1 protein-coding gene is annotated in these 26,967 nt (G+C 70.5%); it reads left to right on the top strand.

Annotated elements, in window-relative coordinates; translation table 11 throughout:
- The first annotated feature begins 72 nt into the window (after nucleotides 1-72).
- The gene (locus ACFYVR_RS02340) at nucleotides 73-26,919 is read left to right on the top strand and encodes a non-ribosomal peptide synthase/polyketide synthase (protein WP_387469180.1); all 26,847 of its coding nucleotides are present in this window, start codon (nucleotides 73-75) and stop codon (nucleotides 26,917-26,919) included.
- The last annotated feature ends 48 nt before the right edge of the window (nucleotides 26,920-26,967 follow it).

The following is a 26,967-nucleotide window of genomic DNA, read 5'->3' as shown; positions in this document are numbered from 1 at the left end:
CCGCCTCTCGCATCGGCGAGTTCGGATTCGGCCACACAGTCACCAGGGGGGGCCGTACGCGAAGGAACCTCCGTGAAACGCGTCGACGGCGACACCCGGCGGCCTGCGGTCGGGGATGCGGACGCGGCGCTCTTCCCGCTGTCCGCAGCGCAGCGCGCGACCTGGTTCGCGCAGCAACTCCGGCCCGGCGTGCCGATTTCGATAGCGCAGTACGTGGAGTTGCACGGCGATCTCGACGCCGACCTGCTGCGACGCGAAACCGTGGCCGTCGCGCGGGAGTTCGAGTCGCCACTGGTCAGGGTCGTCGAGGTCGACGGCCGGCCCATGCAGTACGTGGATCACTCGACCGACGTTCCCCTCACCGTCGTCGACTTCCGGGACACGGACGACCCGGTCGCCGCGGCGCACGAGTGGATGCACCGGGATTACCGGACCCCCCTCGATCTCGGCGCGGATCGCCTCGTCGAGGCCTCGATCCTGCGCGTGGGAGAGTCGCGACACCTGTGGTACACCCGCATCCACCACGTCGCGCTCGACGGATACGGCGCCATGACGATCGTCAACCGGATCGCGCATCGCTACTCGGCCGCGGTGGCCGGCCGCGAACCGGAGCCGAGTCGGGCTGCACCCCTGCGTGACCTGTGCGACCTCGACGCACGCTACCGATCCTCCGATCGATTCGGGACGGATCGGGAGTACTGGGCGGCGCGGGTCGGGACGGTCGAGGGATCGACACTGGCCGACGAGCCCGAGCAGGTGCCCCCGGAGGCCGTGAGCATGCTCGAAAGTGCCTCGTTGTCGGAGTCGGTGGTCGCCCGACTCGAGGCTTCCGACACGCGGACCACCGCGGCCGCCGCCGCCACGATCATCGCCGCGTTCGCGTGCTACCTGTCCCGGGAGACCGCGAAAACACCGGTGCTCGTGCAGGTTCCGATGTCCGGCCGGACGACGTCGGTGCTGCGTGCGTCCGGCGGCATGATGGTCACCGTCGCGCCGCTGTCGATCTCGGTCGACGAGAGGGACACGGTCGAGGAACTCGTCGAGCGGGTCCAGCGCGAGCTGGTGGGAGCGTTGCGGCACCAGCGGTGCGGACTCGACGACATCCGCCGCACGATGGGCGCGGACGGTGCCGCCGCGCTGTCCGGACCGATGGTCAACGTCATGCGCTTCCGCCAGGAGATCCAACTGGGCTCCCTGACAGGCGAACTCCGCATCCTCACGTCCGGTCCGGTGGACGATCTCCTGGTCAACGTGTACCCGACCGGCCCCGGAGCGGGACTGGTCGTCGATTTCCGGGCGAACCCGAATCGGTACCGCGACGGGGCGTTGCGGAGGCACCACGAGCGGTTCGTCGAACTGCTCGACGAGTTCATCGCCGCGGACCCGGATGCCACGCTCGCGACGGTTCACGAGGTGAGCGCCCGCGAAGGCGCGCGGCTCCGGTTCCGGGCGCGGCAGCTCGACCACTGGAAGGACCGCCTCGCGGGGCTGCCCGAACTGCTGACCCTGCCGTCCGATCGGGGGCGACCGGCAGTGCAGTCGCTGCGGGCCGAGCGCGTCGAACTCCCGATCGGTGCGGGCGTCCATCGCAGCGTGGTCGCGCTGGCACGCGAACACGACACGACGACCTTCGCAGTGCTGCACGCGGCCTTCGCCGTTCTGCTGATGCGTCTGGGCGGTGGCTCGGATGTGGCGGTCGGAACGCCGGTCACGGCGAACGCGGTCCCGAACGTCGTGGTGCTGCGCAGCCGCATCGAACCGGGCATGTCCTTCACCGATCTCCTCGGCCACGTTCGCGACGTCGACGAGGAGGCGTTCGAGCACTCCGACGTTCCGTTCGAGCAGGTGCCGCCGGCGCTCGGAGTCCGCGAGTCCACCGCGTTCGCGCCGATCGTCCAGGTGCTGTTCGAGTGCCGCGACGGGACGCAGGCCCCGGGGACCACGCCGCAGGCGCTCCCCGGGATCGGCCGATTCGACCTCCGGCTGACCGCGGCGGAGACCGTCGACGCCGACGGCGCCCCGGCCGGGATCACGGCAACCTTCGGGTTCGCCACCGATCTGTTCGACCCCGCAACGGTGATGCGGCTCGGTGTGCGGCTGCGTCGAATCCTCGAGACCGTCGGCATCGACCCGGGAATCGACGTCGGCGGGATCGACATTCTCTCCGAGTCCGAACGCGCCGACCTGGTCCCGGTCCGTGGCGCACCGGGCCGCCCGCAACGCCTGCTGCCCGAACTGTTCGCCGCGGCGGCGCGCGCACATCCCGCAGGCATCGCGCTCGTCTATCGCGATGTCGAGGTGACGTATCGAGAACTGGACGAACGCTCGAACCAGCTGGCGCGCGTCCTGGCCGGACGCGGCATCGGGCCGGAGGACCGCGTGGCGCTGGCCCTGACCCGGTCGGTCGAGTCGGTCCTGGCGATGCTCGCGGTGACCAAGTCGGGCGCGGCATTCGTGCCTGTCGACCCCAACTATCCGCCCGAGCGAACAGCGCACATGCTCAGCGACTCCGGGGCAGCGGTGGGTGTGACGGTGTCGGCCGAGCGTTCCCGGCTGCCGGACTCGACACCGTGGCTGGTGCTCGACGACGACGAGTTCCGGGCCGGGTGCAGGGCGCAGCCGGTGTCCGACGTCACCGACGCCGAGCGGGCCCGGCCGCTTCGCATCGAGAATCCGGCCTACCTGATCTACACCTCCGGGTCCACCGGCCTGCCCAAGGGAGTCTCGGTCACCCATCGTGGCCTGGACAGCCTTGCCGCCGAGCAACGTTCCCGACTCGGCGTGACGAGCGAGTCACGGACGCTGCACCTGTCGACGCCGAGTTTCGACGCGTCCGTCCTCGAGTACCTGCAGGCATTCGGTGCCGGAGCCACCATGGTGATCGCCGCGCCCACGATCTACGGCGGGCAGGAGCTGTCCCGGCTGCTCGAGTCGCAGCGGGTCACCCACGGATTCGTCACGACCGCGGCGCTCGGGACGATCGAGCCGGACGGGCTCGGCGACCTTCGGAGCGTGATGTGCGGCGGTGAGGCGTGCCCGCCTGCACTGGTACAGCGGTGGGCCGCACCACCGACGGTCCCGAGTTCCCGAGAAGGGGGCCGGAGGTTGCTCAATGCGTACGGGCCGACCGAGGCCACCGTCGCGTCGAACATCAGTGCACCGATGTCACCGGGGGGAGCCGTCACCGTCGGCGGGCCCCTGCGCGGTGTCCGGGAGGTCGTCCTCGACGCGCGATTGAATCCGGTACCGATCGGCGTCGCCGGGGAGCTGTACCTTGCGGGCGACGCCCTCGCGCGCGGCTATCACGGCAAACCCGCGTTGACGGCCGAACGGTTCGTGGCCGATCCGTACGGTGAACCCGGCGACCGGATGTACCGAACAGGTGACGTGGTGCGGTGGCGGACCGATCGCACGCTCGAGTACCTGGGCCGCAGCGACTTCCAGGTGAAGCTGCGCGGCTTCCGTGTCGAGCCGGGTGAGATCGACACGGTCCTGCAGACCCATCCCCGCGTGCGGACGGCCGTGACGACGCCGCGCACGGCGCCGTCCGGTGAGACGGTGCTCGTGTCGTACGTACTCCCGACAACCGGGCCACCGATCGCGCCCGCCGAGTTGTCGGACCATGCCGGAAAGCTGTTGCCCGCGTACATGGTTCCCTCCGCCGTCGTGGTGCTGGACGCGATGCCGCTGACACCGGCGGGCAAACTCGACCGTGCGGCGCTGCCCGCACCGGACTTCCTGTCCACGGCGCCCGCGTACCGTGCTCCGACGGATCCGGTGGAGCAGGCGGTTGCGCGGGTGTTCGCGGATGTCCTGAGCGCGCAGCGCGTCGGGCTCGACGACAACTTCGTCGATCTCGGAGGAAATTCGCTGGTCGCGACCAGGGTGGTCGCGCGGGTTAACGCCGCGGTGGACGCGGATCTCGATGTACGGACCCTGTTCGAGGCGCCGACGGTGGAAGCCCTGGCGCGGCGGATCGACCGCGCGGACCCGAGGCACCGCGACCGCCCGAGGCTGGTGGCGCAGGAGCGTCCGGACCGAATTCCGCTGTCGCCTGCGCAGCAACGCATGTGGATCGTCGATCAACTGGACACCTCGTCGCCGGCATACAACATTCCGATGGCGGTACGCCTGTCCGGAACCCTCCGCGTGGAGGCGCTCCGCGCAGCGGTGGCGGATCTCGTCGAACGACACGAATCGCTCCGCACCGTGTACCCGGCGTCGGCGGACGGACCGCATCAGGTGATCGTGGCGCCGGGGTCGGTGGTTCCGGATCTGACACCGAGATTCGTCGGCGACGAGGAGGCACTGCGCGCAGCGATCGCCGACCTGGCCACTCGGGGGTTCGACGTGAGCGCCGAGGTGCCCCTCCGTGGTGCCCTGTTCCGGACCGCCCCCGACGTGCACGTTCTGGTGCTGGTGGTGCACCACATCTCGGCGGACGGAGCGTCACTGGCTCCGCTCGCCCGTGACCTGACGGCCGCCTACGACGCACGGGTCCACGGGCAGGCACCGAACCTGCTCCCGCTGCCGGTGCAGTACGCCGACTACAGCCTGTGGCAGCGGGAGGTCCTCGGCAGCGACCGGGATCCCGACAGCCTCGTGTCCACGCAGTTGGACCACTGGAAGCAGGTGCTGGCCGGCCTGCCGCAGGCGATCGACCTGCCACTGGATCGGCCGAGGCCGGCGGACAGGTCGTTGCGCGGGGACACCGTGCGATTCTCGGTGTCGGCGCACGTGCATCGCGAACTCGTCCTGCTCGCGCGTCGGGGCGGCGCCACGATGTTCATGGTGATGCACGCGGCGCTGGCGGTGTTGTCGGCGCGGCTGAGCGGATCCGCGGACATCGCGGTCGGAACACCGATCGCGGGGCGAGGTGAGGAGTCACTCGACGATCTCGTCGGGATGTTCGTCAACACGCTCGTTCTGCGCACGGCCGTGGAACCCACCGCGACGTTCGCCGAGGTGCTCGCCCTCACTCGGGACGCGGATCTGGCGGCGTTCGGTCGTGCCGAGGTGCCCTTCGAGAATGTGGTGGACGCTCTCGTCCCGGATCGCTCGGCCGCGTATTCGCCGCTCTTCCAAGTCATGGTGGAGTTCGGGCACACGGCGGGCGCCGAACTGGAGATGCCGGGACTGACGGTGGAGACCGTCGATGTCGAAACGGGTGTGTCCAAGTTCGATCTGCAACTGACGCTCGCCGAGGACCACGGGCGGACGGGGGGAGAGCAGGGCATCTCGGCGGTCTTCACCTTCGCATCGGACGTGTTCGATCGGGCGACCGTCGCGGCGTTCGCGGAGCGGTTCGTCCGGATTCTCGACGCTGTCGTGGCGGACCCGGAGGTGCCGGTCGGCGACATCGACCTGCTCGGCGGGGTCGAGCGTGAGCTGGTGGTCGAGGGGTGGAATGCGACGGGTCATGTTGTGCCGGAGGGCACTCTGGTGTCGTTGATGGATGCGCAGGTGGCGCGGACTCCGGATTCGGTGGCGCTGTCGTTCGGGGGTGTGTCCGTCACGTACGGGGAGTTCGCGGGTCGGGTGAATCGGCTTGCTCGCTGTCTGATGTCGGTGGGGGTGGGTCCGGAGTCGCTGGTGGCGGTGGCGATGCGGCGGTCGGTGGATCTGGTGGTGGCGGTCTGTGCGGTGCAGGCCGCGGGTGGGGCGTATGTGCCGATCGACCCGGATCAGCCGGCGGAGCGGGTCGGGCACATCCTCGACACGGCGCGGCCGGTGTGTGTGTTGGTCGCCGATGGTCGGGACCTGGATTTCGCGGGGGACACGCCCGTGGTCGTGCTGGATGGGGTTGACGTGTCGGGGTATTCGGCTGGGCGGGTGACGGAGGCCGAGCGTGGTGTGCTGTCGCCCGCGAACACGGCGTACGTGATGTTCACGTCGGGGTCGACGGGTGTGCCGAAGGGGGTGGCGGTCTCGCACGGGGCGATCGTGAATCGTCTGGTGTGGATGCAGGCCGAGTACGGGCTCGGTGCGGATGATGTGGTGTTGTTGAAGACGCCGGTGACGTTCGATGTGTCGGTGTGGGAGTTGTTCTGGCCGTTGCTTGTCGGTGCGCGGTTGGTGGTGGCGGAGCCGGGGGGGCATCGCGATCCGCGGTACCTGGCGGAGGTGATCGCCGAGGAGGGCGTCACGACAGCGCATTTCGTGCCGTCGATGTTGGCGGTGTTCGCGGCGGAGCCGTCGGTGGCGGACGCTGGGTCGTTGCGGACGGTGTTCGCGTCGGGGGAGGTTCTGCCTGCCGCCACTGCGTCGCGGGTGCGGGAGGTTCTTCCTCGGGTGCGGTTGCACAATCTGTACGGGCCGACGGAGGCGGCGGTGGATGTGACGTTCCACGAGGTCACCTGTGCGGACGTGACTTCGGTGCCGATCGGGGCGCCGGTGTGGAACACGCGGGTGTATGTGCTGGACGGGCGGTTGCGTCCGGTGCCGGTGGGGGTGGCGGGGGAGTTGTATCTGGCGGGCGCGCAGTTGGCGCGGGGGTATCAGGGGCGTGCCGACTTGACGGCGGCTCGGTTCGTGGCGGATCCGTTCGGGGTCGGGAGGTTGTATCGGACGGGGGATCGGGTTCGGTGGTTGCCGGGTGGGGAGTTGGAGTATCTGGGGCGCACCGATTTCCAGGTGAAGGTGCGGGGGCAGCGGGTCGAGTTGGGGGAGATCGAGTCGGTGTTGGTGCGTCGGGGGGATGTGGCGCAGGCGGTGGTGGTGCTGCGTGGTGGTGGGGCGTCGGGTGAGTACCTGGCCGGGTATGTGGTGCCGGTGGCGGGTGTGGTGGTGGACGGGCGTCGGGTGCGGGAGTGGGTTGCGGAGCGGTTGCCGGGATTCCTGGTGCCGTCGGTGGTGGTGGTGCTGGGTGAGTTGCCGGTGACGGTGAACGGGAAGCTGGATCGGACGGCGTTGCCGGAACCGGACCTCGCGGCCGCATCGTCCGGATTCGTCGCTCCCCGCGGTCCCGTCGAGGAGATCGTGGCCGCGCTCGCCGCCGACCTGCTCGGTGCCGCGCGGGTGGGCGTGCACGACAATTTCTTCGCACTCGGCGGAAATTCCCTGATCGCGGCTCGCCTGGTGGCGCGCGTGAACGCTGCCACCGCTCGCGGTGACCCCGGGAAGGCCGCTGTCGGGGACCGGATCGGTGTCCGTGACGTGTTCGACGCTCCGACCGTGGCGGGGTTGGCCGCGTTGGTGGACGCGCGGGAAGTGCGGGATGCCCGTCCGCCGCTGCAGCCGAGGACGGGAACCTCCGCGGTCCCGGTGTCACCGGCCCAGCAACGCCTGTGGTTCGTCAACCAGTTCGACACCTCGTCGCCGGCCTACAACGTCGCGTTCGCGTTGAGACTCGAGGGGCGACTCGACGTGGACGCCCTCCGGGCTGCGGTGGCCGACGTGATCGAACGGCACGAGATCCTGCGCACCGTGTTCCCACTCAGCGACGACGGCCCACGCCAGGTGGTCCTGCCCGCGACGGAGGCGGTGCCCGATCTGGACCCGATCGGCATGCCGGGGGAAGCCGAGCTCCGCGCGTACGCACTCCGTGTGCTGTCCGCGGGATTCGACGTCACGACACAGGTCCCGGTGCGCGGACGCCTCCTCCGCCTCGACGAGGACGTGCACGTGCTCGCGGTGGTGATGCACCACATCGCGGCCGACGGATTCTCCTTGGCTCCGCTGGCCCGGGACGTCGTGGACGCCTACGCGGCGCGGGCGCGGGGGTCGGCGCCGGGCTGGGCCCCGCTCGCGGTGCAGTACGCCGACTACGCGCTGTGGCAGCGCGAGTGGCTGGGCTCGGAAGCCGACGAGAGGTCGCCGGTGTCGAGACAGCTCGGCTACTGGACCGCGACGCTGTCCGGCCTGCCCGAGGTGCTGGAGTTGCCGACCGACCGCCCCCGCCCCGCGGTCCGGTCGCCTCGTGGCGGCCGTGTCGAGTTCGCGATCGGTCCGGAGACTCATGCCGCGGTGGTTGCGCTCTCGCAGGAACACGATGCAACGGTCTTCATGACCCTGCACACCGTCCTCGCGATCCTGCTGGCACGGCTCGGTGACACGGACGACATCGCGGTCGGGACACCGATCGCCGGCCGCGGCCCGCGGGAGCTCGACAACCTGGTGGGTATGTTCGTCAACACGCTGGTGCTGCGCACCCACGTCGACGGCGGCGCCACGTTCGCCGAGATGCTCGACGGTGTGCGGGAAACCGATCTGGGTGCCTTCACCCACGCGGACGTCCCGTTCGAACGGGTGGTGGAGGTCCACGGCACTTCCCGGTCCACCGCGCATTCACCCCTGTTCCAGGTGATGGTGGAGTTCCGGGACATCGACCGCCCCGCGCTGGAACTGCCCGACCTGCGGGTCACACGCATGGACGTTCCGATCGACACCACCAACTTCGACCTCCAGCTGACCCTGTCCGAGAATGTGGACCCGGAAGGCAACCCGGCCGGCATCACCGCGGAACTCGGCTACGCCACCGACATCTTCGACACCGGCACCGTGACCGGGTTCGCGAAGCGATTGCAGCGCATTCTCGGGACGGTCGTCGCCGACCCCACCGCCCGGGTGGGCGACCTCGACATCCTCGACGCCCGCGAGCGTGTCGAACTGGCCCCGGCGCGGGGCGAGGCCGCGACGGCGGCGCGGACACTGCCGGACCTGATGGCGGCAGCGGCGAACGATCCGGACGCCGTCGCGTTGGTCGCGGACGGGCACGAGGTGAGCTACGGAGACCTCGACAGACGCTCGAACCGGTTGGCCCGCATGCTGATCGAGCGCGGCGTGGGCCCGGAAACCGTGGTCGCACTGTGTGTGCGACGGTCCGTCGAATCCGTTCTGGCGGTCTGGGCGGTGGCCAAGTCGGGGGCCGCCTTCCTCCCCGTGGACCCCGGTCACCCGCCTGCCCGGATCGAACACATGCTCACCGACTCCGGTGCCGTCCGGGGAGTGACGACCACGGAGCACCGCGGTGCACTTCCCGACGTGGTGCCGTGGCTGGTTCTGTCGGAACTCGACGACGAACTGTCGGGCTACCCGGCCTCGCCGGTCAGCGACGACGAACGGTGCTCGCCCCTGCGCGTCGACAACCCGGCCTACCTGATCTACACGTCGGGATCGACCGGCGCACCCAAGGGTGTCGTCGTCACGCATCGCGGGCTGTCGAACTTCGCGGCGCAGGAACTCGAGACCTTCGGCACGACAACCGAATCCCGGACGCTGCACCTCGCGTCACCGAGCTTCGACGCTTCCGTTCTCGAGCTGCTGATGGCGATCGGCGCGGCGGCCACCATGGTGATCGCACCGCCCACCGTGTACGGCGGCGCCGACTTGGCGCAGCTGCTGGCGGCCGAACGGATCACCCACTGCTTCGTCACTCCGGCGGCACTGGCGTCGGTCGATCCCGCAGGCCTGACCGGACTCCGGTGTGTGGTGACGGGAGGGGAGGCCTGTCCCCCCGAACTCGTCGCACGGTGGGGCGCGCCGACTGTCCCGGGTCCCCCCGGATCCGGCCGGCGACTGTTCAACGCGTACGGGCCGACCGAGGCGACGGTCGTGTCGAGTGTCAGCACCGCCCTGGCGCCTGGGGCTCCGGTCACCATCGGCACGCCCGCACGCGGTTTCGCGGAGGTCGTCCTGGACTCGCGACTGCACCCGGTGCCGGCCGGTGTCGCGGGCGAGTTGTATCTCGCAGGTCCCGCCCTCGCCCGCGGCTACCACCGCCGGTTCCCGCTGACAGCCGAACGGTTCGTCGCCGATCCCTTCGGTCCGGCGGGGAGCCGGATGTACCGCACCGGCGATCGCGCGCGCTGGACGGACGACGGCAGGCTGGAGTACCTCGGGCGCACCGATTCCCAGGTGAAGGTGCGCGGCTTCCGCATCGAGCTCGGCGAGGTCGAGTCGGCACTGCTCGCTCACGACGACGTGGCTCGGGCAGTGGTGGACGTGCGGAGCGCCGACGGCAGGGACCGGTTGATCGGTTACCTCGTGCCCGAACGGGGGAAGACGATCGATCCGCGAGACGTCCTCGAATTCGTCGGTCACCGGTTGGCGCCCTACATGGTCCCGGCAGCGCTGTTGACACTCGAATCGCTGCCCCTGACCGTCCACGGGAAGCTCGACCGCACGGCGCTACCGGCGCCCGACTTCGCGGCCGCGGGGGCGACGAGCAGGCCACCGCGAACCGAGACCGAGAAACTTCTCACAGGACTGTTCGAGGAGGTGCTCGGGATCGACACCGTCGGTGTCGACGACTCGTTCTTCGCCCTGGGCGGCGACAGCATCATGTCGATACAGCTGGTGGCCCGCGCCCGGGCCGCCGGTGTGATCTTCACTCCCCGAGACGTGTTCGAGCGCAGAACCGTCGCCGCTCTCGCCGAGGTGGCGCGCTCCGACGACGTCGACACCACGGTGCTCGACGAGTTGCCGGGCGGTGGCGTCGGCCCGCTGCCGCTGACACCGGTCGTGCGATGGATGCTGGGCCGCAACGGCGGCCGGTTCGACAGGTTCACCCAGGCGTTGCTGCTTGCCGCACCCGCCGGTCTGACCCACGAGATCCTCGTCGACGCCGTCGGGGCGGTACTGGACCGGCACGACATGCTCCGGGCCCGTCTGTTCGCCGAACGCGGCGGGCAGTGGCGGATGGACGTGGTGCCACCCGGCTCGGTCCAGGCGGAGCGGCAGGTCCGTCGGGTGCCGACCGACACGGTGGACGGTGACGACTTCACCGCGCTGGCCGCCACGGAACTCGACGACGCGGCCGGCCGGCTGGACCCCGCCGCTGCCGACATGGTGCGGGTGATCTGGTTCGACGTCGCGAACGGAGCCGGGCGACTGCTCGTCGTGGTCCACCACCTCGTGGTCGACGCCGTCTCGTGGCGCATTCTCGTCGCGGATCTCGCGTCGGCGTGCACCCGGCTCCAGGCCGGCCGGAGTCCCGCGCTGCCCGAGGTCGGAACGTCGATGCGACGCTGGTCGCACGGTCTGGGTGATGCCGCGCGTCACCGGCCCGGTGAACTCGAACTGTGGCAGCGCATCCTCGACGGCCCCGATCCGCTGATCGGTTCGCGCCCACTGGATCCCACGATCGACGTGGACTCCACCACCCGGACCGTCACCGTCGACGTGCCGTCGCGTGTGACCGACACCCTGCTCAGCACACTTCCCGCAGCATTTCGCGGAACCGTGGGCGACGGGCTGCTCGCCGCGGTGGCACTGGCCACGGTCGCCTGGCGACGGCAGCGGGGGGTCTCGGCGCCGGACACCCTGATGACCATCGAGGGGCACGGCCGCGAGGAGCACACCGTTGCCGGCGCGGATCTGTCCCGCACCGTGGGCTGGTTCACCACCCTGTACCCGGCGCGCGTGGATCTCACCGGCGTCGACGTCGACGACGCCATGGCAGGCGGTCGCGCGGCGGGGCAGGCGGTCAAGGCCGTCAAGGAACAGCTGCTCGCGATCCCGGATCACGGGATCGGCTTCGGAATGCTCCGCTACCTCGACAGCGAGACGTCGGCCGCGCTGAGCGGATTCGGTGTTCCGCAGATCAGCTTCAACTATCTGGGCAGGGTGGCCACCACAGCCGGGCCGCAGGACTGGCTGCCCGTGACGAACGACGAGCTCGGCGGAACCCGGGATCCCGACCTGCCGGTGGCGTCCGCGATCGACATCAACGCCGTCGTCGACGACAGCCCCGAGGGTCCCCGCCTGCGGGCGTCGTTCGCCTTCGCGACGGGGGTGCTCCACACCGCCGAGGTCGCGGAGTTCGCGGATCTGTGGCTCCGCGCACTGTCCGGACTCGCCGCGCACGCACTGCGACCGGACGCCGGCGGGCTGACACCGTCCGACCTTCCTCTCGTCCAGGTGAGCCAACGGCAGATCGAGCGCTGGGAGAGTCGGTTCCCGGGGCTGGTCGACGTGTGGTCGCTGTCTCCGCTGCAGTCGGGCCTGCTGTTCCATGCGTGCATGGCCGCGGAAGCGGTGGACGTGTACACGGCGCAGCTGCGGATCGATCTCGAGGGCGCTGTCGATGCCGGACGGTTGCGCGCCGCCGCGGCCCGACTGCTGGCCCGGCACGCGAACCTGCGGACCGCGTTCGTTCACGACGACGACGGCGTGCCGGCGCAGCTGGTGCTCGACGCGGTGGAGCTGCCCTGGAGGGAGGTGGATCTGACCGGGTCCGGGGCGGCGGTCGACACGGAACTCACGCGCCTGCTCGACGAGGACCGCGTCGCCCCCTTCGACCTCGACGCGCCGCCGCTGCTGCGGTTGACGCTGATTCGAACCGGCCCGACGCGCTTCGTGCTGGCCGTGACGAATCACCACATCGTTCTGGACGGCTGGTCGATGCCGCTGCTGGTGCGGGAGCTGCTGGCAGGGTGTGCCGCCGACACCGGGGAGCCGCCGTCGTACCGCACCTATCTGGAATGGGTGGCGCGCCGCGACGCCGACGCGTCCGCCCGGGCCTGGCAGCAGGCACTGGAGGGCCTCGACGAGCCGTCGCTGCTGGCGCCGCATGCGGCGCGGGCGCGCCACGGTGTGCCCGGCGAGGTCGACATCGCGCTGCCCGGCGCGGTGCTCGACGGGCTCGCCACGGTGGTCGGACGGGTCGGGGTCACCATGAACACGGTGGTGCAGGCGGCATGGGGGGTGCTGTTGTCCCGCGTGCTCTCCCGCGACGACGTCGTCTTCGGTGCCACCGTGTCGGGTCGACCCCCGCAGCTGCCCGGTGTCGAGGAGATGCCGGGACTTTTCGTGAACACCCTGCCCGTGCGCCTGCGGGTCGATCCGGACGAGACGATCGCGGCCCTGCTCGCCCGACTGCAGGCGCAGCAGGCGGCCCTGCTCGACCACCATCACATCGGACTCGGCGAGATCCAGTCCCGGACGGGCCTGGGCACGTTGTTCGACACCCTGTCGGTGTTCGAGTCGTATCCCGTCGACACGTCCGGGCTGGACGCGGACACCGACCTCGGGGGGATGCGGGTGACCGGTCTCGATTCCCGGGACGCCACCCACTATCCGATCGCCGTGTTGTCGATCCTCGAACCCCGTCTACGGCTGAGCCTGCGCTATCAGCCGGGGGCGTTCGACCGGGACACGGTCACCGCTCTCGCCCGTCGACTGGTCCGGATTCTCGAGACCATCGCCGGCGACGTGGACACCCCGGTCGGCGACATCGACCTGCTCGGCGGGGTCGAGCGTGAGCTGGTGGTCGAGGGGTGGAATGCGACGGGTCATGTTGTGCCGGAGGGCACTCTGGTGTCGTTGATGGATGCGCAGGTGGCGCGGACTCCGGATTCGGTGGCGCTGTCGTTCGGGGGTGTGTCCGTCACGTACGGGGAGTTCGCGGGTCGGGTGAATCGGCTTGCTCGCTGTCTGATGTCGGTGGGGGTGGGTCCGGAGTCGCTGGTGGCGGTGGCGATGCGGCGGTCGGTGGATCTGGTGGTGGCGGTCTGTGCGGTGCAGGCCGCGGGTGGGGCGTATGTGCCGATCGACCCGGATCAGCCGGCGGAGCGGGTCGGGCACATCCTCGACACGGCGCGGCCGGTGTGTGTGTTGGTCGCCGATGGTCGGGACCTGGATTTCGCGGGGGACACGCCCGTGGTCGTGCTGGATGGGGTTGACGTGTCGGGGTATTCGGCTGGGCGGGTGACGGAGGCCGAGCGTGGTGTGCTGTCGCCCGCGAACACGGCGTACGTGATGTTCACGTCGGGGTCGACGGGTGTGCCGAAGGGGGTGGCGGTCTCGCACGGGGCGATCGTGAATCGTCTGGTGTGGATGCAGGCCGAGTACGGGCTCGGTGCGGATGATGTGGTGTTGTTGAAGACGCCGGTGACGTTCGATGTGTCGGTGTGGGAGTTGTTCTGGCCGTTGCTTGTCGGTGCGCGGTTGGTGGTGGCGGAGCCGGGGGGGCATCGCGATCCGCGGTACCTGGCGGAGGTGATCGCCGAGGAGGGCGTCACGACAGCGCATTTCGTGCCGTCGATGTTGGCGGTGTTCGCGGCGGAGCCGTCGGTGGCGGACGCTGGGTCGTTGCGGACGGTGTTCGCGTCGGGGGAGGTTCTGCCTGCCGCCACTGCGTCGCGGGTGCGGGAGGTTCTTCCTCGGGTGCGGTTGCACAATCTGTACGGGCCGACGGAGGCGGCGGTGGATGTGACGTTCCACGAGGTCACCTGTGCGGACGTGACTTCGGTGCCGATCGGGGCGCCGGTGTGGAACACGCGGGTGTATGTGCTGGACGGGCGGTTGCGTCCGGTGCCGGTGGGGGTGGCGGGGGAGTTGTATCTGGCGGGCGCGCAGTTGGCGCGGGGGTATCAGGGGCGTGCCGACTTGACGGCGGCTCGGTTCGTGGCGGATCCGTTCGGGGTCGGGAGGTTGTATCGGACGGGGGATCGGGTTCGGTGGTTGCCGGGTGGGGAGTTGGAGTATCTGGGGCGCACCGATTTCCAGGTGAAGGTGCGGGGGCAGCGGGTCGAGTTGGGGGAGATCGAGTCGGTGTTGGTGCGTCGGGGGGATGTGGCGCAGGCGGTGGTGGTGCTGCGTGGTGGTGGGGCGTCGGGTGAGTACCTGGCCGGGTATGTGGTGCCGGTGAGTGGTGCGGTCGTCGATGAGCGGGCGGTGCTCGCAACCGCGGCGGCGTCGCTTCCGGCGTTCATGGTGCCTGCCACCGTGACGGTGCTTCCGGAACTGCCATTGAATGCGAATGGCAAACTCGACCGAAGGAAGCTTCCGGAACCGCACTTCGCGCCCGCCACGTATCGAGCCCCGACCACCCCGGTGGAGCAGGCGATCGCCACGGCTTTCGCAGAGGTCCTCGGTGTCGACCGCGTCGGTGCCGACGACAGCTTCGTCGACCTCGGCGGAGACTCGCTCGCCGCCGCCCGAGCGGTGGCACGTATCACCGGCGCGCTGGACACACAGGTCGGTGTCGCGGCGCTGTTCGACGCACCCGTGGTGTCCGCGCTCGCCGCCCGGATCGAGGCGGCCGGGACGTCGAGCCCAGCCGTCCCGGTTCTCGCGGCGAGGCCGCGGCCCGATCGGATTCCCCTCTCGCTCGCGCAACAGCGCATGTGGTTCGTCAACCAGTTCGACACCTCGTCGCCGGCCTACAACATCCCGGTCGCTCTGCAGTTGGACGGAGTGCTGGACCCGGCGGCACTGCGAGCGGCGCTCGCCGACGTCGTCGAGCGGCACGAGTCGCTGCGCACCGTTTTCCCGGGCTCCGCCGACGGCCCCCGGCAGGTGATCGTCGATTCGGCGCCCGCCGCAGACCTCACCGCGCTCCCGGTCGCCGACCGGGAGCTCCGCGACTCGCTCACCGCCTTCTTCGGCACGGGTTTCGACGTCGCCGAGGAACTTCCGATCCGGGCGCGGCTGCTGAGACTGGGTCCCGAGCGGCACGTCCTCGCCGTCGTCGTGCACCACATCGCGGCCGACGGTGTCTCGATGACACCCCTCGCGCGGGACCTGATGCTCGCCTACACCGCCCGTGCGCACCAGCGGGCGCCGCACTGGGCGCCGCTGCCTGTGCAGTACGCCGACTACAGCCTGTGGCAGCGGGAGGTCCTCGGCACCGACGACCAGCCCGAGTCGGTGATCTCGAATCAGCTCGGCTACTGGACGAGGACGCTGGCGGGCGTCCCCGAGACACTGCCACTGCCTCTGAACCGGGCGCGGCCGGTGCAGCGGTCGTTCCACGGCGGCGTCGTCAGCTTCGACATCGCACCTGCCGCGCATCACGCCCTGACCGATCTGGCGCGTCAGCGGGATTCGACGCCGTTCATGGTGGTGCACGCGGCACTGGCCGTACTGCTGAAAAGGGTGACCGGAACGGACGACGTGGTGGTGGGGTCGCCGATCGCGGCCCGGGGCCACTCCGCACTCGACGACATGGTGGGGATGTTCGTCAACACACTGGTGCTCCGCACACCGGTGGCGGCGGGATCGTCGTTCGCCGAGATTCTCACCGAGGTGCGGTCGGCGGATCTCGCCGCATTCGAGCACGCGGACCTGCCCTTCGAACGGCTGGTGGACGAACTCGCACCCGAACGGTCCACCTCGCACACGCCGCTGTTCCAGGTTGTGCTCGAATTCCGCGGCGCCGCGCGCGAGAACCTGGAACTGCCCGGGCTGACCGTCCGGACCCTCGACGCCGACCTGGACGTGGCGAAGTTCGATCTGCAGCTGAGCCTGGTGGAACGGACGGACGAGGACGGTGCGCCCGGCGGGATCCGCGCCGAATTCCGTTATGCCGCCGATGTTTTCGACCGTGAGCGGGTGGAGGATCTGGCCCGGCGCTTCGTGCGCGTGCTCGAGGCCGTGACCGCGGATCCGACCACGCCGGTGGGAGACATCGACATTCTGCACCCGACGGAACGCGACTTCCTGCTCGGCGGTGCCGACGGCTCGGGTACCGACTCCGCGAACCGGCCGGGCGTCGAGGTCGCACCGGTGACGTTGGCGGACCTGTTCGACCGGGCGGTGGCATCCGACGGTGATGCGGTCGCGGTGCGCTGCGCCGGCTCGTCGGTCACGTACCGGGAACTCGACACCCGGTCGAACCGGCTGGCGAGACTGCTGACGACACGCGGCGCCGGGACGGAAACGCTGGTCGCCGTGTGCATGACGCCGTCGATCGATCTCGTCGTGGCGTTGCTGGCGGTGGTGAAGGCGGGCGCCGGTTACCTCCCGGTGGACGTCGCCTCCCCGACCGAGCGGGTGAGCTTCCTGCTCGCCGACGCTCGACCGCGGTGTGTGCTCACCACGACCGCGTCCGCCCGGACGGTCCGGTCGGCCGGTGTCCCGGTGGTTGTCGTGGACGACCCCGAGACCCGCGGTGCGGTGCAGCGGTTCTCGCCCTCGCCCGTCACCGACTCGGACCGACCCCGTCCGCTGCGACCGGACTCGGTGGCGTACGTGATCTACACCTCCGGCTCCACCGGACGGCCGAAGGGAGTGGCGGTCACGCATCGCAACGTCGTCACGCTGCTGGCCAACGCCCGGGCGCTGTTCGGATTCGGCGCTGCTGACGTGTGGACGATGTTCCATTCCGCCGCGTTCGACTTCTCGGTGTGGGAGATGTGGGGTGCGCTCGCGTGCGGCGGCCGACTGGTGCTGGTGGACCACTACACGGCGCGCACACCCGAGCAGTTCCTCGAACTGCTGCGCGACGAACGTGTCACCGTCGTCAATCAGACCCCCACGGCCTTCTACCAGTTGACGGAGGCGGATCGCCTGGCCGGTGCTCCCGAATTGTCGCTGCGGTACGTGATCTTCGGCGGGGAGGCCCTCGAGTTCGGTCAGTTGCGGCGCTGGTACACGCGTCGAACCGGCGACGCCCCGGTCCTGGTCAACATGTACGGCATCACGGAAACGACCGTGCACGTCAGTCACCTGCCGATCGACCCGAGCCTGGTGCAGGAGCAGTCCGCGTCGGTGATCGGCCGGGGGCTGCCCGGGCTGCGGGTCCGCGTCCTCGACGGACGACTGCATCCGGTGCCGCCCGGCGTGGTCGGGGAGATGTACGTCTCCGGTGCCCAGGTCTCACGCGGCTACCTCGGCCGGTCCGCGCTGACGTCCGCGCGGTTCGTGGCCGACCCCTTCGACCCCGGGTCGCGGATGTACCGGTCCGGTGATCTGGCCCGGTGGAACGGGAACGGACAGCTGGAGTACCTCGGCCGCAACGACTCCCAGGTGCAGCTGAAGGGCTATCGGATCGAACTCGGCGAGGTGGAGTCGGCACTGCTCGCGTGTGCGGGGGTGGCGCAGTCGGCGGCGACGGTGCTGGAGAAGGCGGTGCTGGAGAAGCAGGCGGCCGGGGAGCGCCTGGTCGGCTACGTGGTGCCGCAGCACGGCGTCTCGCTCGACCCGGACGAGGTCCGGGGCGCCGCCGCCGCGAGGCTGGCGCCCCACATGGTGCCCGCGGCCGTGGTGGTTCTCGACGCGATGCCGTTGACGGTGAACGGCAAACTCGACCGGACAGCGCTGCCCGAACCCGACTTCGGTCGACGGGTGACCGCGAGCCGGAGCCCGGCCACCGAGACGGAACGCGTCCTCGCGGACCTGTTCGCCGAGGTCCTGGGCGTCGACTCGGTGGGCGTCGACGACTCGTTCTTCACCCTCGGTGGGGATTCGATCATGTCCATCCAGCTGGTCACCCGAGCCGCCGCGGCCGGGGTTGTCATCTCGCCGCGAGACGTGTTCGAGCGCAAAACCGTTGCAGGACTGGCCGAAGCGGCCGGAACGTCCGACGAGGCGGTGGTCCTCGACGAATTGCCCGGAGGGGGCGCGGGTGAGATTCCGCTGACGCCGATCGTGCGGTGGATGCTCGGCCGTGGCGGCGATTTCCGCCGCTACTCGCAGTCCGCACTGTTCACGATGCCCGCCACGGTGGACCGGGACACCCTCACGCGGGCCGTGCAGGCCCTGCTCGACCGGCACGACGTTCTGCGGGCGCGCCTGTACCGCGACCCCCGCACCCAGGTGGGCTGGTCGATGGAGGTGAGGCCGACAGGGTCGGTGCGGGCCGACGCGGTGGTGCGCCGGGTCCCGGTGGACGCCCGCGGTGCAGGGTTCCCCGAGGTCGCAGCGAACGAACTCGACGCGGCGCTCGACCGGCTCGACCCGGAGTCGGGCGTGACGATGCAGGTGGTGTGGCTCGATCCGGGCCTGCGCACGGATCCGGACGCGCCCGGCAGTCGGTTGCTCGTCGTCGTCCATCACCTGGCGATGGACGGGGTGTCCTGGCGGATCCTGATCCCCGACCTCGCCACGGCGTGCGCGCAGCTGCAGTCCGGTGGCTCGCCGTCGCCGCAGTCGCCCGGGACCTCGATGCGCCGGTGGGCCCACGCGCTCGCCGACGCCGCACGCGACCCCTGGCGCACCGCCGAAGTCGCACTGTGGCAACGGATCCTGGACGGACCCGACCCGGCTCTGGGGTCGCGACCGGTCACCGACTCGGACACTGAGGTCACGGCCACGGACATCGAGGTGCGGCTTCCCGTCGAGTTGACCCGGGCCCTGTCGACGAGCGTGCCGCAGGCCTTCCACACCGGCGTGACGGACGGATTGCTGACCGCCTTGACCATGGCGCTGATCCGATGGCGGCGGCGCCGGGCGATCGACCGCCACGACGCCCTCGTGAATCTCGAGGGGCACGGCCGTGAAGAGCAGGTGATCCCCGGGGCCGATCTCGCCCGCACGATCGGATGGTTCACCACGATCCACCCCGTGCGACTCGACCTGAGCGGCGTGGACCTCGACGACGCGTTCGCCGGCGGCCCGTCCGCGGGCGACGCGATCAAGTCCGTGAAGGAACAGCTCCTCGCGGTTCCCGACCACGGCATCGGTTTCGGCCTGCTCCGACACCTGAACGGCGAGACGGCCCAGGCCCTGTCGCCGCTGCCGACGCCCCAGATCAGCTTCAACTACCTCGGCAGGGTGGGCCGGACCACCGCGGAGTCCGAGGACGGGTGGGTGCCGGTCGACGAACCCGGACTGCGCGCAGCAGCGAAGGCGACGATGCCGGTCGCGGCCGTCGTCGACATCAACACGATGGTCGTCGACTCGGACGCCGGCCCCCGGCTGCACTCCACGTGGACCCACCCCCCGGGTGTCCTCGCCCGCGAGGACGTCGACGAGCTCGCACAGCTGTGGGTGCAGGCACTGACTGCCCTCGGTGCGCACGTGGCGTCGGGCGGCGGTGGATACACGCCGTCGGATTTCGATCTCGTCGACCTTCGACCCGGCGCCCTCGCGGAACTCGAAGCCCGCTGCCCGGACCTGGCGGAGGTGTGGCCGCTCTCACCCCTGCAGTCCGGCATGCTCTTCCACGCCGAGCTGGCCGACCGGTCCGTCGACGCCTACCTGGTCCAGGTGACCTTCGACCTCGTCGGTGCGGTGGATCCGCAGCGACTGCGCCGCGCCGCCGACGCCCTGCTGCACCGACACGCCAACCTGCGCACCGCCTTCCTGCGCGACACCGAGGGCGACGCGGTCCAGGTGGTCAGGCAACGGGTGACGGCGCCCTGGCGCGAGGTCGACCTGACGGCCGCCCCGGACCGTGCCGCGGCGTCCGAGGTCGAGCGACTACTCGCCGAGGACCGGCTCCTGCCGTTCGACATGACCCGCGCCCCGCTCATCCGGTTCATGCTGATCGCAACCGCCCCCGACCGATACCGGCTGGTGTCGACGAACCACCACATCCTTCTCGACGGATGGTCCATGCCGCTGCTGGTCAAGGAGTTGCTGACGCTCTACGCCACCGACGCCGACCCGTCGTCGCTGCCGCACGTGCGCGGGTACCGCGACTACCTGGCGTGGCTTCGGCAGCGAGATCCCGGCTCCCGGCAGGTGTGGGCGAAGGCGCTCGCCGGGATCGAGGGACCGACGTTGCTCGCGGCGGGAGGGAGCGGAGCGACGGGGGATTCAGCTGCGGAGCGGGGCCGCCGGCTGTCCACCACGGCGCGGGAGTGGGTGTTCGACCTCGACGCGGAGCGCACCGCCCTCCTGTGCGAGGTCGCGCGTGCCCGCGGCGTGACCGTCAACACCCTCGTTCAGGTGTCCTGGGGAATCGTGCTCGGCACGCTGACGGGCCGCGACGACGTGGTGTTCGGGGCCACCGTCTCGGGACGGCCACCCGCACTGGCCGGCATCGAGGCGATGATCGGACTGTTCATCAACACCCTGCCGGTCCGAATCGGGCTGCGTCCCGACGAGACCCTGGGTGCACTGCTCGAACGGGTTCAGGCCGAGCAGGCGACGTTGATGGATCACCACCACCTGGGCCTCACCGAGATTCTGCACGAGGCGATCCAGACCGAGGCGGGGCAGGCAGTCGGATTCGACACGCTGACCGTGTTCGAGTCGTATCCGGTCGACCGCGCCGGCCTCACGACCGAGACCGACATCGCCGGAATGCGGGTGACCGGCATGGACGCACGGGACTCCGCGCACTACCCGCTCGCACTGGTCGCATCCGTCGACGACCGCCTGCGCCTGAAACTCGAGTACCTGCCCGAGGTGTTCGACGGGGACACCGTCGACGCCGTCGCCGAGCGAGTGGTGCGGGTTCTCGACGCCTGCACGCGTCCGGACCGCCCGCTGGCTGCGGTGTCGGTGCTGACCGACCGGGAGCGCGCCGAGCTCGTCCCGGTCCGCGGCGGTCGGGGTGGGTCGACCCGCACCCTGTCGCAGGTCTTCGACGAGGGTGCCGCGCGCGACGCGGACGCGATCGCGGTGTCCTACGACGGCGGCGAGGTGAGGTACGGCGACCTGGACGAGCACGCCACCCGCGTCGCCCGCGCCCTGATCGCGCGGGGCGTCGGACCCGAGACCTTCGTGGCGGTCGGGATTCCGCGGTCCCTCGAATCGGTGCTGTCGGTGTGGGCGGTGGCCAAGACCGGAGCGGCGTTCGTGCCGGTCGACCCCAACTACCCCGACGAGCGCATCACGGGCATGCTCCTCGACTCCGGAGTCGCCATCGGTGTGACCACGACCGAGCATCGCGGCCGCCTCCCGGACTCGGTGCGCTGGCTGGCCCTCGACGATCCCGACTTCGCGACCGAGTGCGCGCGCTGCAGCGCCCGACCCGTGACCGACGCCGATCGAACCGGCCCGGTCACACTCGACACCGCCGCGTACGTCGTCTACACATCGGGGTCCACGGGCCGGCCGAAGGGCGTGGTGGTCACCCACCGGGGGCTGGACAACTTCGCGCTCGACCAGCTCCGACGTTTCCGAGCGACGTCGCGGTCCCGCACGCTGCACTTCTCCACACCGAGTTTCGACGGGTCGGTGTTCGAGTACCTGCAGGCCTTCGGCGCAGGCGCGACGATGGTGATCGCGCCGCCCACCGTGTTCGGCGGCGAGGAACTCGCGCAGTTCCTGGCGGACCGGCAGGTCACCCACGCGTTCGTGACCACCGCCGCGTTGGCGTCGATCGACCCCACCGGCCTGGAGCACCTGAACGACCTGGTCTTCGGCGGCGAGGCGTGCCCACCGGAACTCGTCGCCCGCTGGGTGGCGCCCGGCCGCCGGTTGTGCAACGCCTACGGGCCGACCGAGACGACGATCATGTCCAACATCAGCGATCCGATGGTGGTCGGGGCGCCGATCACCATCGGCGGGCCGGTCCGGGGCGTGACGGAACTGGTGCTGGACACCCGCCTGCAACCGGTTCCCGTCGGGGTGCCGGGCGAGCTGTACATCGCCGGCGCCGGCCTGGCCCGCGGCTACCACCGCAGACCGGCGCTCACGGCGTCCCGGTTCGTCGCCGACCCGTTCCATTCCGGCGAGCGGATGTACCGGACCGGGGACATCGTGCGGTGGACCGCGGACCACAGCATCGAGTACGTGGGCCGCAGCGACTTCCAGGTCAAGATCCGCGGGTTCCGCGTCGAGCTCGGCGAGATCGACGCCACGCTGATGTCGGAGCCGAACGTCGGATTCGCCGCCACCCTCGCGGTTCCCGGCGCGGGTGGCGACACCATGCTCGCGTCCTACGTGGTACCGACCTCGGGTCGGTCCCTCGACGCCGCCGCCCTCGCCCGGCGACTGGAGCTCCGGCTGCCGTCGCACATGGTGCCCGCCTCGATCACGGTGCTCGACCACATTCCCCTGACGGCGGTCGGCAAGCTCGACCGCGCGGCACTGCCGACACCCGACCTCCTCTCCCGGACCGGGCGGTACCGGGCACCGGACGGCCCGATCGAGGAAACGGTGGCGGACGTCTTCGCGGACGTGCTGGGCCTCGCCCGGGTCGGTGCAGACGCCGGGTTCTTCGACATCGGCGGAAATTCGCTCAGCGCCACCAGGGTGACGGCTCGACTGCGGGCGGCACTGGGCACCGGCTGCGGGGTGCGAGACCTGTTCGAGGCACCCACGGTGGCGGCGTTGGCCGCGCGCATCGAGGCAGCTGCGTCGCCGGCCGCCCGGATCGGGTCCGGCGGTGCGCGTTCGTCCGGACGTCCGGTGCTCGCGGCCCGTGCCCGGCCCGAGGACGTTCCGCTGTCGTTCGCGCAGCAGCGGATGTGGTTCGTCAACCAGTTCGACACCTCCTCGGCCGCATACAACATCCCGATCGTGGTGCGACTCGCCGGTGAACTCGATGTGCGAGCGTTGAACTCGGCGCTCGCCGACGTCCTCGCCCGGCACGAGTCGCTGCGCACGGTCTTCCCGGTCCGCGGGGACTGGCCGGTTCAGCAGGTCCTGCCCACCCAGGACGTGGCGCCCACCCTGACCCCCGTCCCGGTCGGCGACGAACACCGGCTGTGGTCGGAGCTGGCCCGGCTGGTCTCGACGGGTTTCGATGTCACGGAGGGGATTCCGCTGCGGGTCGGATTGTTCACGTACGACACCGAATTCGTCCTCGCCGTCGTGGTCCATCACATCGCGGCGGACGGGTTCTCGATGGCGCCACTGGTGCGTGACGTGACGACGGCCTACCGTGCCCGCGTCCGCGGCGGCGTTCCGGAGTGGACGCCGCTGCCGGTGCAGTACGCCGACTACTCACTGTGGCAGCGGGAACTGCTGGGTTCGGCCGACGATCCCGAGTCGGTGCTCTCCACGCAACTCGACTACTGGACCACCGCGCTGGACGGAACACCGGATCTGCTGGAACTCCCCACCGACCGGGACCGTCCCGCTCAGCAGACGTTCCGCGGTGCGCGCATCCACTTCTCGGTCGACGCGGACCTCCACGGACGCGTCAGGGAGCTGTCGAGGAGGCTCGGCTGCACCGAGTTCATGACCGTCCACGCTGCACTGGCGCTGCTGATCGCTCGGCTCGGTGGTACCCACGACGTGGCCGTCGGCACCCCGATCGCCGGCCGGGACGAGCCCGTCCTCGACGATCTGGTCGGCATGTTCGTCGGCACGCTGGCGTTGCGCACGCAGGTGGATCCGGCCGCGTCGTTCACCGCCCTGGCTGCGCACTGCCGTGAGGTCGATCTGGGTGCCTTCGCGCACGCGGAGGTGCCCTTCGAACGGGTGGTGGAGGCGATCGGGCCGGCGCGTTCGACGGCGTACTCGCCGATCGTCCAGGTGTCACTGGAATTCCAGAACACCGAGCGCCCGGTCCTGTCGTTGCCGGGACTCGAGATCCGCGCGGTCGACCCCGAAGTCGACGTGGTCAAGATGGATCTCGAATTCATCCTGGCGGAGGAGTTCGGCGCGGGCGGTGCGCCGGCCGGGATGACCGGCGCGGTCGACTACGCCACCGACCTCTTCGACGCCGACACCGTCCGCCGGTTCGCCGACCGGTTCGTGCGGATCCTCGACGCGGTGACCGCGAGCCCCGACCGGCCGGTCGGGGACCTGCCCCTCCTCGACGAGGCGGAGCGCCGCGCGATGGTGCCCGCCCACGGGAAGCCGGAGGTGCGCCCGCAGCGCTGGCCCGACCTGTTGAGGGCCGCCGCCGCGCTGGACCCGGACGCGGTGGCCGTGTCCTACGAGGACCGGCAGATCAGCTACCGCGAGCTCGACGAGTGGTCCAACCGGTTGGCCCGGGTCCTGCGCGACCGCGGGGCGGGACCGGAGACGTTCGTGGCTCTGGGAATGACCCGATCGATCGAGGACGTGGTGGCGATCTGGTCGGTGACCAAGGCCGGCGCGGCATTCGTGCCCGTCGACCCGGCCTACCCGCGCGATCGCATCGACTACATGCTCACCGATTGCCGAGCCGCACTCGGGCTCACCGTCCGCGGCAACCGCGGCGCCCTACCCGACACGGTGCCGTGGCTGGTGCTCGACGACGAGGACTTCACCGACCGGGTGGCAGGGGTGTCGTCGGCGCCGGTCACCGACGACGATCGGACGACTCCGCTGCACCTCGCGCACCCGGCCTACCTGATCTACACATCGGGCTCGACCGGACGGCCCAAGGGGGTCACCGTCACACACCGGGGCCTGGCCAACTTCATCGCCGAAACGCGTGAGCGCTTCCAGGTCACCCACGAGTCCCGGGTGTCGCAACTGGCCTCACCGAGCTTCGACGCCTCGGTCTTCGAGCTGATGATGGCGTTCAGTGCGTCGGCCCGGGTCGTCGTCGTCCCGCCCACGGTCTACGGCGGCAGCGACCTGGCGGATCTGTTCCGTCGCGAACAGGTCACCCACGCGACCATCACGCCGACCGCGCTCGCGGCCCTGGGCGACGACGGCCTCGACGCCCTTCGCGTCCTCGACCTGGTGGGTGAGGCGTGCCCGCCGGATGTGGCCGCGCAGTGGGCGCCCGGCAGGAGTCTGCACAGCGGGTACGGCCCCACGGAAACCACCGTCCAGGCGAGTGTCAGCGACCCCATACGTCCCGGCGAGGAGGTCAACATCGGTGCGCCCGCACTGGGATTCGGGTTCCTCGTCCTCGACGAGCGACTGCAGCCCGTCCCGGTCGGGGTGCCCGGCGAGTTGTACATCACCGGGCCGGGCATGGCTCGCGGGTACCACCACCGGGCGGCGCTCACCGCGGAGCGCTTCGTCGCCTGCCCCTTCGGTGAGCGGGGCGGCCGGATGTACCGCACCGGCGACGTGGTGCGCTGGTCCGCCGACCACACCCTCGCGTACATCGGGCGCAGCGACTTCCAGGTGAAGGTTCGTGGCTTCCGCATCGAACTCGGGGAGATCGACGCGGTGCTCACGCGCCATCCGGCGGTCGATTTCGCCGCCACCGTGGGATACACCGGCCCGTCCGGCCACACCGTGCTCGCCTCGTACGTGCGGACGCCGAGCGGGCGGGAGGTCGAGCCCTCGGAACTGCGCACCTACGCGGCCGAGCGACTGCCCGCGCACATGGTGCCCTCCGCGGTGACGGTCCTCGACCGGATTCCGATGACGCCGGTGGGCAAGCTGGACCGGAAGGCCTTGCCTGCGCCGGAGTTCGGATCCGCCGCTGCCGAGTTCCGGGCCCCGGCCACCGAGGCCGAGCGCGTCGTCGTCGACGTCTTCGTCGAGGTGCTCGGGGTGGACCGGGTGGGCACCGCCGACAGCTTCTTCGACCTCGGTGGGACCTCCCTGGTCGCCACCCGGATCGTCGCGGCGCTGCAGGCCAGGCTGGACCGGCGGGTCCCGCTGCACTGGCTGTTCCTCGACCCGACTCCGGCCGGCCTCGCCCGTCGCCTCGACACCCCCGTTCCGGGTGTCGGTGTGGAAGCGCTTCTGGCCGTGGTGATTCCGCTGCGCACGGAGGGGAGCGGCCCGCCGCTGTTCTGCGTGCATCCGGGGATCGGACTGTCCTGGGGTTACGCCGGGCTGGTGCGGTACCTACCCCAGGACCGGCCCGCGTACGGTCTGCAGTTGCCGACGATCAGCGGTGACGGCGAGTACCGATCGATCGAACAACTCGCGCACCGCTACGTCGAGGAGATCCGGACCATCGCGCCCACCGGCCCGTACCACCTGCTCGGTTGGTCACTCGGTGGGGTCATCGCGCACGCCGTGGCGGTCGAACTGCAGAGCGCCGGTGACGAGGTCGCCACCCTGGCCGTCATGGACAGCTACCCGGACGACGGCGAGGCCTCGCCGTCGCACCGGCTCGACGTACGGGACCTCCTGCGCGGGCTGGGTCTCGACACCGACGTGGACGGCGAACTGACCTACGACCGGGCCGCGCACCTGATCGACGAGTCCTTCGGGCTCGAGACCGGAGTGCGCGGGCGAGACCTCGAACGGATCGCCGCGGGATACGAGAACTCGACGCGGCTCGCGCACGATGTCGTCCCCCGGGTGTACGACGGGGACCTGCTCGTCTTCCCCGCCACGGGCGGCGGGGACGGCACGACGCGAGTGCGGTCGGCGAACGAGTGGCGCCCGCTCGTGACCGGGCGGATCGACGAGCAACCCGTGGACTGCGGGCACAACGAGATGATCGAACCGCGGGCCCTGGCGATCGTCGGACCCGCGCTGGCCCGGGCCCTGTCGGCAGGTGCGTGAAGTGTCCTCGGGGGTGGTGTTTTCCGGTTACCCTCGAAGGGATTGTTC

It is taken from the genome of Rhodococcus sp. NPDC003318, from assembly GCF_042879035.1.
In the GTDB taxonomy this organism is placed as follows: Bacteria; Actinomycetota; Actinomycetes; order Mycobacteriales; family Mycobacteriaceae; genus Rhodococcus_G.
The sequence above is the reverse complement of the archived record's forward strand: the minus strand, read 5'-3'. Positions and strand labels throughout refer to the sequence as shown.